Genomic DNA, 12,449 nt, shown 5'->3' with positions numbered 1-12,449 from the left:
CGTGTCGTGGCTGGGCGTGCCTCTTCCGCCGGCCTGTTCCACCGGCCCGCACGGCGGCAGACCGCCCGCCTTCGCCGCTGAGCCCTGTACGAGTGGGTTTCAGCGCTTGTGCTTGGCCGACTTGGGGGTGACGAGGCGGACGCCGGCCCAGTCGCCGCCGACGCTGATGGAGGAGGTCTGCGCCAGGCCGGCGGTGGGTACGGCTTCGGCGATGTCGGAGGGCTCGACGTACCCGTCGCGGCCGAGCTTGGGGGTGAGTACCCAGATCACCCCGGTGTCGGCCAGCGGGCCGACCGCGTCGGTGAGCTTGTCCACCAGGTCACCGTCGTTCTCCCGCCACCACAGCAGGACCACATCGACGATCTCCTCGGCCCCCTCCTCGAGGAGCGCCGAGCCGCAGCGTTCCTCGACCGAGGCCCGGAGGTCTTCGTCGCAGTCCTCGCTCCAGCCCAACTCCTGGACCACCATGCCCGGTTCGATGCCGAGCCTGTCCGAGACGCTCACCGTGCTGGTCATCCGGCACTCCCTCGCTTGTCGTGGGCGACCGGGTGGCCGCCGCCTCCGGCCCTGCGTTCGTCCCGCAGCGGCCATGCCGGCCATGTTCTCGCTCCGGTCGGCTCCCGACGCGGCAGAACGATGACGCCAAGGACAAGATCACCCGAACGTGGTACGGCTGCCCGAACAGGGCGTTGAAGGTCCGGGCGACCCCGGCATGAAGGTCGGAGGTCAGAATAGCCCCCATCCAGAGCGAAAACTTCTTCGAGAATGCCCAGTGGCAAGGTGATTCTTCCAGGCTGCTCAGTTCCGCCCGGGTTATTCGAGCGCCCTTGTCGGCCGGTCGTCAGGATCAGTAGCCTGGGGTATTCCCGATGAAAGGCAGCAGGCCGTGCAACCTTTCCGAATAGATATCCCGAAGGCCGAGCTCGACGACCTGTACCGGAGGCTGGAGAACACCCGCTGGCCGGACGAAGTGCCCGGTTCCGGTTGGTCGCGTGGTGTTCCCGTCGGCTACCTGAAGGAATTGGCGGAGTACTGGCGCACCGGTTTCGACTGGCGGGCGATGGAAGCCCGGATCAACGAGCTCCCGCAGTTCACCACGGAGATCGACGGCGCGAACGTCCACTTCCTCCACGTCACCTCGCCCGAGCCGGACGCCAAGCCGTTGCTGATCACGCACGGCTGGCCGAGCACCTTCGTCGAGTTCCTGGACGTGGTCGGCCCGTTGACCGATCCGCGCGCGCACGGGGGCGACCCGGCGGACGCGTTCCACCTGGTGATCCCGACCATTCCCGGCTTCGGCTTCTCCGGGCCGGTCCGTGAAGCGGGCTGGGACCACTACCGGGTGGCGCGGGCGTGGAAGGAGCTGATGGCCCGGCTGGGCTACGACCGGTACGTGGTGCAGGGCGGCGACTGGGGAATGATGGTGTCGCTGGAGCTGTGCCTGGCCGACGCCGAGCACGTGGCCGGCGTGCACGTGAACTCGCTGGTGACCTTCCCGCCGCAGGACCCGGCCGAGCTGGCCGACCTCGGTGAGGCGGAGATTCAGCGGCTGGGCAAGCTGATGCACTTCGACCTGGAGCTGTCGGCGCACCTCAAGCTGCTGGCCACCCGCCCGCAGACGGTGGCGTACGGGCTCACCGACTCACCGGTCGGCCAGCTCGCGTGGATCATGGAGAAGTACCGCGAGTGGACCGACTCCGACCAGGTGCCCGAGGACGCGATCGACCGCGACCTGATGCTGGCGAACGTCTCGGTCTTCTGGCTGACCGCGACGGCGGCCTCCTCGGCCCAGCTGTACTACGAGTCGCTGGACCGCACCAACCCGAACATCGCCGCCCGCCTGGGCGGCCCGTGGGAGCTGACGATGCCGGCGGGTGTCGCGGTGTTCCCGCACGACGCCGCCCTCCCGCTGCGCCGGTTCGCCGACCAGGTGCTGCCGACGATCACGCACTGGTCCGAGTTCGACCGCGGCGGCCACTTCCCCGCGATGGAGGAGCCGGACCTGTTCGTGGCGGACGTCCGGGCGTTCGCCCGGTCCCTCGAAAAGAACTGAGCCGTCACACACGAAACCGCCGCCGGCAGCACGCCGGCGGCGGTTTCGCGTGTGACCCGGTCTCAGACCAGGTGCGTGTTGGGCTCCAGCCCGCACAGCACCCGCCCGTACAGCTCGAGGTTGGTGTTCGGGTGCAGGACGCCGTGCAGGCTGATCGTCTGGACGTCCCGTTCGATGCGCTGCATCGGCTGGTCCGAGTAGATGGACGACCCGCCGCTGGCGGTGTTCAGGATGTCCACCGCCTCCTTGGCCCGCAGGGTGGACGCGCCCATCTCCATCCGCGCGAGGGCCCGCTCCTCCAGCGACCAGGTCTCGCCGTTGCGGACCTTGGTGTCCACGCGCTCGGCCGCGCGGCGTACGTGGAACTCGGCCTCGTCGATCCGGGTCGCGGCCTCGGCCACCTGAAGGTGCGTCAGGGGCGCCTCGGCCTGGCGTTCGTACGTCGTGTACGTGATCTTTCGGCTCGGCAGTCGCTCGAAGAAGACCTCCTGTGCGGCCTTGGCCATGCCCAGCGGGACGGCGGCGGCACCGGCGGCCGTGATCGGCGAGAACGGTGCCTGCCACATCAGCGAACCGGCGTTCAGCTCGGAGCGGTGCCGGTTCTGCAGCACCAGGGGGAGCATCGGCAGGATGCGTCCCTCGGGGACGAACAGGTCGTTCGCGATGGTCGTCACGCTGCCCGTGCCGCGCAGGCCCACGGTGTGCCAGTCGTCGACGACCGTCAGGTCCGAGGTCGGCACGGCGATCATCACGGGGGTGAAGTCGCCGTCCGCACCGGCCAGCACGGCCGAGTGGATGAACCACTGGCTGTGCAGCACACCGGTGCTGAACGCCCACCTCCCGTTCAGGACCGCCCCGCCCTCGGCCGGTACGGCGACGCCGTTCGGGCTGACGCTGCTCCCGATCCGGACGTCGGGGTCGGCGAAGATCTCGTCCTGCACCTCGTCCGGGAACAGTCCGGCCAGCCAGGAACTGATCGTCATCGTGCTCACGGTCCACCCGACCGAGCCGTCACCCCGCGCGAGCTCGGTGATCACGTCGCAGACCGTGCGTACGTCGGACTCGAAACCGCCGTAGCGGACCGGGACCCGCATCTTCATCAGGCCGGCGTCGGCGACGCCCTGGAGCACCTCCTCGTGCAGGACCCGGTTCTCCTCCTGCCAGGCGGCGTGCTTCCGGATCAGTGGGACCAGCTCGGTTGCCCGGCGGACGAGCTCGGCGCTCGTCGACGCCTCGGTGGTCGTCATCTGTGCTCCTCAATACGATGGCTGGACAGGAAAAGTGGGTAGTTCTTGTCCCGGCTGGGCGCCTATTCACCACCAGTCGCCACCACTCTGGTACGGTGCCGCATTCGCGCACTTCTCCCATGTTGCCGAGTTCTGGAAAGCATGAATTACCGGCAAATCGGAATGCTCTCCCGCCGTTCGGCCGGACATCGGGCGAATTGCCCGTCCGTGTGCGGTGTATCACCGAACCTCAGGCGTAGGCCACCGACTGGGGGAATGCGAACACCCGGTCCGGGTCGTAGCACTGGGCCACCGCCTTCAGCCGGGGCAGGTTGCCGCCGTAGTAGGCGGTGCCCCAGTCCGGCAGGGTCGCATCGATGTAGTTGACGTACGCTCCCGTCGCGCCGAGGGCCGCGAGCCCGTCGCGGATGGTGTCCACCGTGGCGGTGGCCGCGGCCTGGCCGGCGGGTGTGGTGCTCGCGTAGATCTGGGCGGAGGCGAGCGCGGAGCGGTGCGGGAAGGCCGTGGCGTCGGGGGCGAGCCGGGAGACCGCGCCGCCGAGGGAGTCGAGGAGGAGGTCGACTCCGGTGTGACCGGTCATCAGTTGGGTGAGCCGGTCCGGGTCCAGGGCGGTGTCGAGGATCCGGGAGGTGGCGACGAACGACTCCCGGGGCAGCCGTCCGCCCTCGGAGACGGGGTGGCACTGCGCGATGGTGTCGTTCGCGCAGCCCGCCATGTACTTCATCGCGTCCAGGTAGTTCTTGCTCTGGGCGGTGCGCGTGGTGGGTTGCGTCGCGGCCGCGGCGACCAGCCGGTCCAGCAGGGGGTCCAGCTCACTCCGGGGCCCGACGTAGCAGCCGCCGACGCGGCAGGTCGGCGAGGCGGCGCCGGAGACCACGCAGTTGGACCACAGTTCTGACGGGGCGTCGGCGACCCACTGCTGCCAGGCTCCCGCCACTGAGGGGACGGAGCCGGCGGGGAAGCGCAGCGAGAAGACGGTGAGTTCGGGCGCGGGCTCGGTGCTGAAGGTGAACTCGGTGACCACGCCGAAGTTGCCGCCGCCTCCGCCGCGCAGGGCCCAGTACAGGTCGGGCTCGGAGGACTCGGAGGCGGTGAGCAGTCGGGAGTCGGCGGTGACCACCTGCGCCGAGACCAGCCGGTCGCAGGTCAGCCCGTACTTGCGGGTCAGGACGCCGAACCCGCCGCCCAGCGTGAGTCCGCTGACGCCGACCGTGGGGCAGGAGCCGGCCGGGAGCAGCCGTCCGGCCCCGGCCAGTGCGGCGTAGACCTCGATCAGCCGGGCCCCCGCGCCGACCCGTACCGTCCCGTCGGGCTGCACCTGGACCTGCGCCATCGGCCGCAGGTCCATCACCAGACCGCCGTTCGGCACGCTGTACCCGAGGTAGCTGTGCCCGCCGCTGCGCGCGGCGATCGGGACCCCGTGGCCGCGGGCCGCGTCCAGGCAGCTGCGGACGTCCGTCGCCGAGGTGCAGCGGGCCACCGCCGCCGGGAGCTGACCGTCGTTCAGCATGTTGTAGCCGAGCCGGGCCACCCCGTACCCCTGGTCCTCCGGCAGCAGCAGCCGGCCGTCGAGCCGGGCGTTCAGCGCCGACCAGTCCGGCGCCGAACGCCCGTGCGTCGCCGCCCGCGCCTCGCCGGTCGTCGTCAGCATCATCGTGCCGCCGAGCCCCAGGGCGGCCAGGAAACCTCGTCGATTCATCGTCATGTCCGCTCGCATCTCCCGGTGACGGTGCGCACCGCGTGCCGACCACGCGGCCTCGCCTCGCGGCCATCCTCGCCAAGCCCGGCCCTGAACCGGCCGGTGGCGCGCGAGGTTGGGCCGGTCGTGGACTGACGACGGGTCAGCGGCCGCGAGCGGGTTCGTGCGGTCCTACGAATCTGCGGCCAATCCGGGCCCAGGTGTATTTGAACCTGTTCAGAATGCTCTAGAGTCGACCCCGTCGCGGCGCTGATCTGCGCCTTCGCGCGGCGCGCCCGCAGGGTGGCGTCCGTATGCCCGTCGATCACTGAGGGGGACTCATGTCTGATATGTCCACTCCCGCCGCTGTCCCGCCGCCCGGTCCACCGGCCTGGGGCCAGGCACCCGGCGCGCCCGCGAACCCGTGGCCGTACCAGGCACCGACGCCCTCCCCCCAGCCGTTCCAGTGGCTGCGCGCCGGCGACCCCGACCGGAAGGCGCCCGCCACCCGCAAGGTGGTCGGCGCCGCCGTCCTCGCCGGGCTGCTGACCAGCTGGACGCTCGACGACGCACTGGGCGTCAACCTGCTGCTCTGCGGCCTGGTCGCGGCCGTCGGGGCAGGCATCGCCGCCCGCGCGGCGGGCCGTTCGATCCGGCCCTGGACGGTCGTCTGGAGCGTGCTCGCCCTCGCGCTGCTCGCCGTGCCCGCCCTGCACGAGGCCGACTGGGCGGTCGTCCTCTCCGGCGCCTGCGCGCTGGGGCTGGCGTCGCTCGCCCTGCACGGCGGCAAGCGCTGGACGGGCGTGCTGCTCGCGCTGCCCGGCCTGGTCTGGCAGCTGGTGCCCGGACTGCTCTGGGCCCGCACCGGCCTGCGCGGCTTCCGGATCCCCGGCGGGCGGGGCAGGGTGGTGCCGGTGGTCAAGGCCGTCGTGGTCGCGGCCCTGCTGCTGACCGTCTTCGGCTGGCTGTTCGTCAGCGCCGACGCCGCGATGGCCGATCTGCTGGAGAGCCTGGTCCCCAGCATCGAGCTGGAGCCGGGCGACCTGCCGCAGCACCTCTTCCTGTTCTGCCTCGGCCTGGTCGTCACCCTCGGCTTCGCCCACATCGCGGCCGGCCCGCGCCGCTGGGACCGTACGGCGGTCAAGCCCGGCCGGGCGCGCGGCCGACTGGAGTGGGCGCTGCCGCTGGCCGCGCTCAACCTGCTGTTCGGCGCCTTCGCGGTGGTCCAGGCGGTCGTGGTGCTCGGCGGCCGCGACTCGATCATGGCGAACACCGGGATGAGCCGCTCCGAGTACGCCCGGCAGGGCTTCTGGCAGCTGATGGTGATCACCGTGCTGACCCTGGCCGTGGTCGCCGTCGCCCAGCGTTGGGCCCCGCGCAGCACCGACTCCGACCGCCGGCTCGCGAGGCTCCTGCTCGGCGCGCTCTGCGTCCTCACGCTGGTCGTGGTCGCCTCCGCGCTCGGCCGGATGTGGTACTACGTCGACGCCTCCGGGCTGACCCAACTGCGGCTCTGGGTCCTGGTGGTGGAGATCTGGTTCGGGGTGGTGTTCCTGCTGGTGATCGTGGCGGGCGCGCTTCGCAGCTCCGCCTGGCTGCCGCGCGCCGTGGTGCTCAGCGCCATGGCCACCGCCGCCGTCTACGGCCTGATGGGCCCGGACGCGATGGTCGCCGAGCAGAACGTGGCCCGCTTCGAGCGCACCTCCCGGATCGACCTGCGCAACATCGTCGGCCTCTCCGTGGACGCGGTCCCCGCCCTGGACCGGCTGCCCGGCGACCAGCGGGCCTGCGCTCTCTCACTGGTCGCCGGCAACCTCCCCGACCACGTCCGCCCGTGGTACGCCACCAGCCTCGCCGAGTCCCGGGCCCGCGACGTGCTGGCCGACCCGGCGAGCGCGATCGGGGCGTGCGACCGGATCGGGTTCTCCTCGGGATACCGGTACTGAGGCCCGCACCACGGGCGGGGCGGCTGACGGACGGTCACCGCCGCCCCGCACCCGCCCCCGCCGCCTCGACGATCACCTCGGCGATCCGGGCGGGCTGCTCCACCAGCGCCATGTGCCCCGCGTCCGGCACCGTGACCAGGGTGACCCGGGGGCAGGCCAGCAGTCCTTGCCGCTCCTCCTCCGTCAGCCCGATCTCGTCGCGGTCGCCCCGCACCACCCACACCGGCACCCCCGAGTCGCACAGCCGGGCGACCAGGGACCCGTGCCGGTCCAGGTATTCGTAGTAGTGCCGCACGCTCCGGCGGCAGAATCCCGGATCGTTCCTGCCGAGGTCCGCCGCCAGCACCTCCGCGCGCTGGGGCGGCAGCTCGCGCTTCATCGCCCTCGGCAGGACCTTCAGCATCGCCGCCCAGGCCAGCGCGCCCAGGCCGGGCACCCGGCCCACGCGGTCCAGCACTCCGAGGAACTTCGCCTCGTCCCCGCGGGAGAACGTCGGCGACAGCAGCACCACCGGCCCCCGGAACACCCCGGCCGCCGCCATCTCGATCGCCACGTTCGCCCCCAGGCTGTGCCCCACCAGCACGTCGCACCCCGCCTCGGCGGCGAACTCCCCGAGCAGGGCCGCGTAGTTCTCGATCGTCAGATCCTCCGGCGGCGGGGTACGCCCGAACCCCGGCAGCGTCACCGCCACCAGGCCGAGCCCGGCCGCCGCCGGCGCGGGCTCGGCCATCACGTCCGCGTAGAACTCCGTCGTGCACAGGCCGCCCGGGAGCAGCAGCACCCGGTGCCCGGCATCCTCCGGACCGGCCTTCCGGATGTCCCAGCCCGCGCGCCCGCTCTCCGTGCTCATGTGTCCCAGCCTGCGACTCCCGTCCGAACCGGGCAATCACCCTGCTCCGGACGCGGTGTGTCGGCGACCCCGCTCGGCCGTCAACGCTCCGTCAGGGAGTGGGCGGGCGGCGTCAAGGATGCGTACGGAACGGTGGACCAGGCGCCGGGCACAGCGAGGATCGGGGAGTCCGTTCCCAGCAGGAGGTCCAGTTCGATGTCCGGTGTCACCGTGACGCAGCAGTCGGCCGTGGCGGAGCCCCCTGATACCGGCGGGCAGCCGGAGCCACAGCCCGAGCCGCAGCGCGACAAGCTGACCGCACTCGGCGGTCTGTCCGCGCTCTCGCTCGACGCGATGGCCTCGGTGGCGTACGGGCCCGAGTCGATCGTGCTGGTGCTGGCCGCCGCCGGATCGTACGGGCTCGGCTTCACCCTCCCGGTGACGGTCGCCATCGCGGTGCTGCTCGCCGTGCTGGTCGCCTCCTACCGCCAGGTGATCGCGGCGTTCCCGGACGGTGGCGGCTCGTACGCGGTGGCCAAGGCGCACCTCGGCCGGCGGACCGCGCTGACGGCGGCGGCCTCGCTGGTGATCGACTACATCCTGAACGTGGCGGTCTCGGTCACCGCCGGGGTGGCCGCGCTGACCTCGGCCTTCCCCTCCCTCTACGACCAGCGGGTGTGGCTCTGCCTGGGGGTGCTGGCGCTGGTGACGGCCGTCAACCTGCGCGGGATCGCCGAGTCGGCCCGCTGGTTCATGGCACCGACCGCCGTGTTCGTCGTCTCGATCCTGGCGATCGTCGTGGTCGGCCTGTTCCGCGACGCCCCGGTGAGCACTGAGGCGGCCGCCGGACACGCCTCCGCGCTGGCGGGCAACGCCACCGCGGTCGGTGCCCTGCTGCTGCTCAAGGCTTTCGCGGCCGGCTGCTCGGCGCTGACCGGCGTGGAGGCGGTGGCCAACGCCGTCCCCTCCTTCCGGGCCCCGCGCGCCCGGCGCGCCCAGCACACCGAGGTCGCGCTCGGCGCGCTGCTCGGTGTGATGCTGATCGGGCTGGCCGTGCTGATCGGCCGGTTCCAGCTCCAGCCGGTGGAGGGGGTCACCGTGCTGGCCCAGCTGGCGGACGCCTCGCTCGGCCATGGCTTCGGCTTCTACGTGGTGCAGTTCGCCACCGTGGTCCTGCTCGGTCTGGCGGCCAACACCTCGTTCGGCGGCCTGCCGGTGCTGATGCGCCTGCTGGCCCGCGACAACCACCTGCCGCACGTCTTCGCGCTGCGCGCCGACCACCAGGTGCACCGGCACGGCGTGCTGTTCCTGGCCGTGGTCTCGGCCGGGCTGCTGGTCGGCTCGGGCGGTGACGTCAACAGCCTGGTGCCGCTGTTCGCGATCGGGGTCTTCGTCGGCTTCACGATCTGTCAGGTCGGCATGGTCAGGCACTGGTACCGGGAGCAGCGTCAGGGCTGGCGCGGCAAGGCGCTGCTGAACGGTTTCGGCGCGCTGCTCACCGGGGTCGCGGCCGTGGTGGTCACCGGCACCAAGTTCACCGAGGGCGCCTGGGGCATCTGCCTGGCGCTGCCGCTGCTGGTGCTGCTGTTCGAAGCGATCCACCGCAGCTACGCCAGGATCGGCACCCGGCTGGAGCTCGGCCGGATCCCCGGCCCGGTCACCCGGCAGCGCTCGCTGGTGGTCGTCCCGGTGCACGCCATCACCCGGCTGACCCGCGACGCGCTGAGCGCCGCCGTCTCGCTCGGCGACGAGGTGCTGGCCGTCACCGTGGTCCACATCGTGCCGGACACCGAGGACCGGGAGAACGCCGACGCGCTTCGCCGGGACTGGGAGCTCTGGCACCCGGGCGTCCCGCTGGTGGAGGTCCCCGACGCCCACCGACGGCTCGGCCGCCCGCTGGTCGGCTTCGTCAACGAGCTCGGCTCCGAGCACGCGTACGGCCGGATCACCGTCCTGATCCCCGAGGTCGAGCCGGCCCGCCTGTGGGAGCGGGTCCTGCAGAACCAGCGCGGGGCCCTGATCGACCGCGCGCTGCGCCGCCACACGGATGCGGTGGTCTGCCGTCTCCGGCTGCGGATGTAATCGGCTGATATGACCCTTATCAAGTCATTCGCTCCGAATATCTTGACGATCCCTTAACGCTTGTCCCAACGGGCCCTTGACAGACGCACGGACCCCGTCCGACCTGCGCAAACAGCAGGTTGGACGGGGTTTGCGGCGCGCTGCGGCAGATCCCCCCCGCGCCCTACGCTCGCCCGTGTGTTCAATCTGCCCCAGGCGCTCAAGCGCCTCGTGATCGGCAAGGCCATGCGCAGCGAGGAGCTGGGCGAGACCCTGCTCCCCAAGCGGCTGGCGCTGCCGATCTTCGCTTCCGACCCGCTCTCCTCGGTGGCCTACGCCACCCAGGAGATCCTGCTGGTGCTCACCGTCGGCGGGACCGCCTTCCTCTACCTGACCCCGTGGATCGCGCTGGCGGTCGTCGCGCTGATGGTGGTCGTGGTGCTGTCGTACCGTCAGGTGGTGCACGCCTACCCCAGCGGTGGCGGCTCCTACGAGGTGGCCTCGAAGAACCTCGGGCCGAACGCCGGCCTGGTGGTCGCCGCCTCGCTGCTGGTCGACTACGTGATGACGGTGGCGGTGTCGGTCGCCTCCGGGGTGGCGAACATCATCTCCGCGCTGCCGAGCCTGGCCGATCACCGGGTGATGCTGGCGGTCGGCTTCGTGGCCGTCCTGACGGCGATGAACCTGCGTGGCGTACGGGAGTCCGGCAACGCCTTCGCCGCGCCGACCTACCTCTTCATCGGCGCCATCCTGCTGATGATCGTCACCGGCCTGGTCCGGCTGGCGCTCGGGGACGCCCCGGTCGCCGAGAGCGCCCGGTACGGGGTCATGCCCGAGCATGGCAAGGACGCGCTGGCCGGGGTCGCGCTGCTGATGCTCGGCCTGCGGGCCTTCGCCTCCGGCTGCACCGCGCTGACCGGCGTCGAGGCGATCTCCAACGGCGTGCCCGCCTTCCGGGCGCCGAAGTCGAAGAACGCCGCGAGCACGATGGCCGTGATGGGCATCACCGCGATCGTGATGTTCACCGGCATCACCGCCCTCGCGCTGATCGCCGACGTCCACATCACCGAGAACGCCTGCCAGTTGACCGGCTACCCGGACTGCGCCACCGTGCCGCAGCAGACCGTGATCGCCCAGCTGGCGGCGGCGATCTTCGGCGGCAGCGACAGCATCCTGTTCTACGTGATCCAGGCCGCGACCGCGCTGGTGCTGATCCTGGCGGCGAACACCGCGTTCAACGGCTTCCCGCTGCTGGCCTCGATCCTGGCCGAACACCGGTACCTGCCACGGCAGATGCACACCCGAGGCGACCGGCTCGCGTTCTCCAACGGCATCATCGCGCTGGCCGTGGTGGCCGGCGGGCTGCTCTGGCTGTACGACGCCGACGTGACGAACCTGATCCACCTCTACATCCTGGGCGTCTTCACCTCCTTCACGCTGTCCCAGATCGGCATGGTCCGGCACTGGAACCGCACCCTGGCCACCGAGACGGACGCCACGGTCCGGGGCACCGCCCAACGGGCCCGGATCATCAACGCGTTGGGCGCGGTCGTCACCGGGCTGGTGTTGGTGATCGTGCTGGCCACCAAGTTCGTCCAGGGTGCCTGGCTGGCCGTGCTGGCGGCGGTGGTGCTGTGGGTGATGATGCGCGGTATCCGGCGCCACTACGACCGGGTGGCCGAGGAGTTGACGGTGGAGGACCCGCACGAGGAGTCCGCCCGGCCGTCGAACGTGCACGGCATCGTGCTGGTCTCCAAGCTGCACAAGCCGACCCTGCGGGCGCTCGGCTACGCGCAGGCGTTCAAACCGGACACCCTGGAGGCGCTGACGGTCGAGGTGGAGAAGGAGTCCACGGCCGAACTCCGGGCGCAGTGGGACGAGTTCGACGTCCAGGTGCCGCTGAAGGTGCTGGACTCGCCGTTCCGGGAGATCACCAAGCCGGTGGTCGGGTACGTCCGGAGTGTCCGGCGGGGGAGTCCCCGTGACGTGGTCGCGGTGTTCATCCCGGAGTACGTGGTCGGGCACTGGTGGGAGAACCTGCTGCACAACCAGTCCGCCCTCTGGCTGAAGAGCCGACTGCTGTTCACCCCGGGCGTGATGGTGATCAGCGTGCCGTGGCAGCTCTCCTCCGCCCCCCGGGCGGACCGTCCGGCCCGCCGGGCGCCGGGCTCGGTGCGGCGTGGCGAACCGGCCCGTACGGCCAAGAAGGTACAGGTCTGACGCACCGTCGGGGCCCCTGGACGGCACTGCCGCCCGGGGGCCCCGAGCCGTTCCCGGGCGGGCGGGTTCCGGGGCGGCATCAAGACCGCGTCAAGGTTCCCGGCCCGGCCGTATGGAGGGCGTCAGGAACGGCTTTACGGCCCTGACCAGCTGATTTGCTGGCGGAGCCGGTCTGCCGCCGGCGCCGTGCTGAGCCCCGAAGGCGAAGCGCGGCCAGGCCTCTGAACCACTCTGGTGGAGCCCATGTCCGACATCGTCTTCGTCGGGATCACGGTCGCCGTGTTCGCCGTCATCGCCCTGATCGCGCGAGGGGTGGAGAAGCTGTGAGCGCCGAGAACCTCGCAGGTCTCATCGTCGCCGTCGCGCTCGTCGGCTACCTCGTCGTGGCGTTGATCTACCCGGAGAAGTTCTGACC

9 protein-coding genes are annotated in these 12,449 nt (G+C 71.3%); 5 read left to right on the top strand and 4 right to left on the bottom strand.

The features are described from left to right. Positions 1 to 99 precede the first annotated feature (99 nt). A complete protein-coding gene (locus F4556_RS07915; RefSeq protein ID WP_184912857.1) occupies positions 100 to 516 on the bottom strand; it encodes a DUF3052 domain-containing protein in 417 nt (138 codons plus the stop codon). Positions 517 to 886: 370 nt separating this feature from the next. Between F4556_RS07915 and F4556_RS07910 the strand changes: the two genes are divergently transcribed. After that, entirely contained in the window at positions 887 to 2,053 is a 1,167-nt protein-coding gene (locus F4556_RS07910; RefSeq protein ID WP_184912855.1) for an epoxide hydrolase family protein, read from the top strand. Between the two features lie 62 nt (positions 2,054 to 2,115). On the opposite strand, the gene F4556_RS07905 is transcribed toward F4556_RS07910, so the two are convergent. Together F4556_RS07905 and F4556_RS07900 are read right to left on the bottom strand one after the other, a co-directional pair. Continuing rightward, on the bottom strand, positions 2,116 to 3,300 hold the full coding sequence (locus F4556_RS07905) for an acyl-CoA dehydrogenase family protein (RefSeq protein WP_184912853.1): 1,185 nt from the start codon (positions 3,298 to 3,300) through the stop codon (positions 2,116 to 2,118). A 229-nt stretch (positions 3,301 to 3,529) separates the two neighbouring features. Beyond that, entirely contained in the window at positions 3,530 to 4,999 is a 1,470-nt protein-coding gene (locus F4556_RS07900) for an FAD-binding oxidoreductase (protein WP_246510981.1), read from the bottom strand. 329 nt (positions 5,000 to 5,328) lie between these two features. Here F4556_RS07900 and F4556_RS07895 point away from each other — a divergent pair, with 329 nt between their 5' ends. Then, on the top strand, positions 5,329 to 6,924 hold the full coding sequence (locus F4556_RS07895; protein ID WP_184912849.1) for a DUF4153 domain-containing protein: 1,596 nt from the start codon (positions 5,329 to 5,331) through the stop codon (positions 6,922 to 6,924). 34 nt (positions 6,925 to 6,958) lie between these two features. Here the strand turns inward: F4556_RS07895 and F4556_RS07890 are convergent, their stop codons facing one another. Continuing rightward, positions 6,959 to 7,774, bottom strand: a complete 816-nt coding sequence (locus F4556_RS07890; RefSeq protein ID WP_184912848.1) for an alpha/beta fold hydrolase — start codon at positions 7,772 to 7,774, stop codon at positions 6,959 to 6,961. Positions 7,775 to 7,969: 195 nt separating this feature from the next. On the opposite strand from F4556_RS07890, the gene F4556_RS07885 reads away from it, so the two are divergent. From F4556_RS07885 to kdpF, 3 genes are all read left to right on the top strand, one after another. After that, a complete protein-coding gene (locus tag F4556_RS07885) occupies positions 7,970 to 9,835 on the top strand; it encodes an APC family permease (protein ID WP_184912846.1) in 1,866 nt (621 codons plus the stop codon). A gap of 225 nt (positions 9,836 to 10,060) precedes the next feature. Then, complete coding sequence (locus F4556_RS07880; protein WP_184924387.1) at positions 10,061 to 12,034, top strand: APC family permease; 1,974 nt, start codon at positions 10,061 to 10,063, stop codon at positions 12,032 to 12,034. A 323-nt stretch (positions 12,035 to 12,357) separates the two neighbouring features. Further along, positions 12,358 to 12,447 carry a K(+)-transporting ATPase subunit F gene (kdpF, locus tag F4556_RS39010; protein ID WP_141633550.1) on the top strand — a complete coding sequence of 30 codons (90 nt, stop codon included), beginning with the start codon at positions 12,358 to 12,360 and terminating at the stop codon, positions 12,445 to 12,447. The last annotated feature ends 2 nt before the right edge of the window (positions 12,448 to 12,449 follow it).

The sequence above is a fragment of the Kitasatospora gansuensis genome (genome assembly GCF_014203705.1).
In the GTDB taxonomy this organism is placed as follows: domain Bacteria; phylum Actinomycetota; class Actinomycetes; order Streptomycetales; family Streptomycetaceae; genus Kitasatospora; species Kitasatospora gansuensis.
Note: the sequence above shows the minus strand (reverse complement) of the source record. Positions and strands in the feature narration are given on the sequence as shown.

Bases quoted from the DNA above. Each gene is read 5' to 3' on its own strand.
- F4556_RS07915 (WP_184912857.1), bottom strand. From the start codon at position 516: ATGACCAGCACGGTGAGCGTCTCGGACAGGCTCGGCATCGAACCGGGC.
- F4556_RS07905 (WP_184912853.1), bottom strand. From the start codon at position 3,300: ATGACGACCACCGAGGCGTCGACGAGCGCCGAGCTCGTCCGCCGGGCA.
- F4556_RS07900 (WP_246510981.1), bottom strand. From the start codon at position 4,999: ATGAATCGACGAGGTTTCCTGGCCGCCCTGGGGCTCGGCGGCACGATG.
- F4556_RS07895 (WP_184912849.1), top strand. From the start codon at position 5,329: ATGTCCACTCCCGCCGCTGTCCCGCCGCCCGGTCCACCGGCCTGGGGC.
- F4556_RS07890 (WP_184912848.1), bottom strand. From the start codon at position 7,774: ATGAGCACGGAGAGCGGGCGCGCGGGCTGGGACATCCGGAAGGCCGGT.
- F4556_RS07885 (WP_184912846.1), top strand. From the start codon at position 7,970: ATGTCCGGTGTCACCGTGACGCAGCAGTCGGCCGTGGCGGAGCCCCCT.
- F4556_RS07880 (WP_184924387.1), top strand. From the start codon at position 10,061: ATGCGCAGCGAGGAGCTGGGCGAGACCCTGCTCCCCAAGCGGCTGGCG.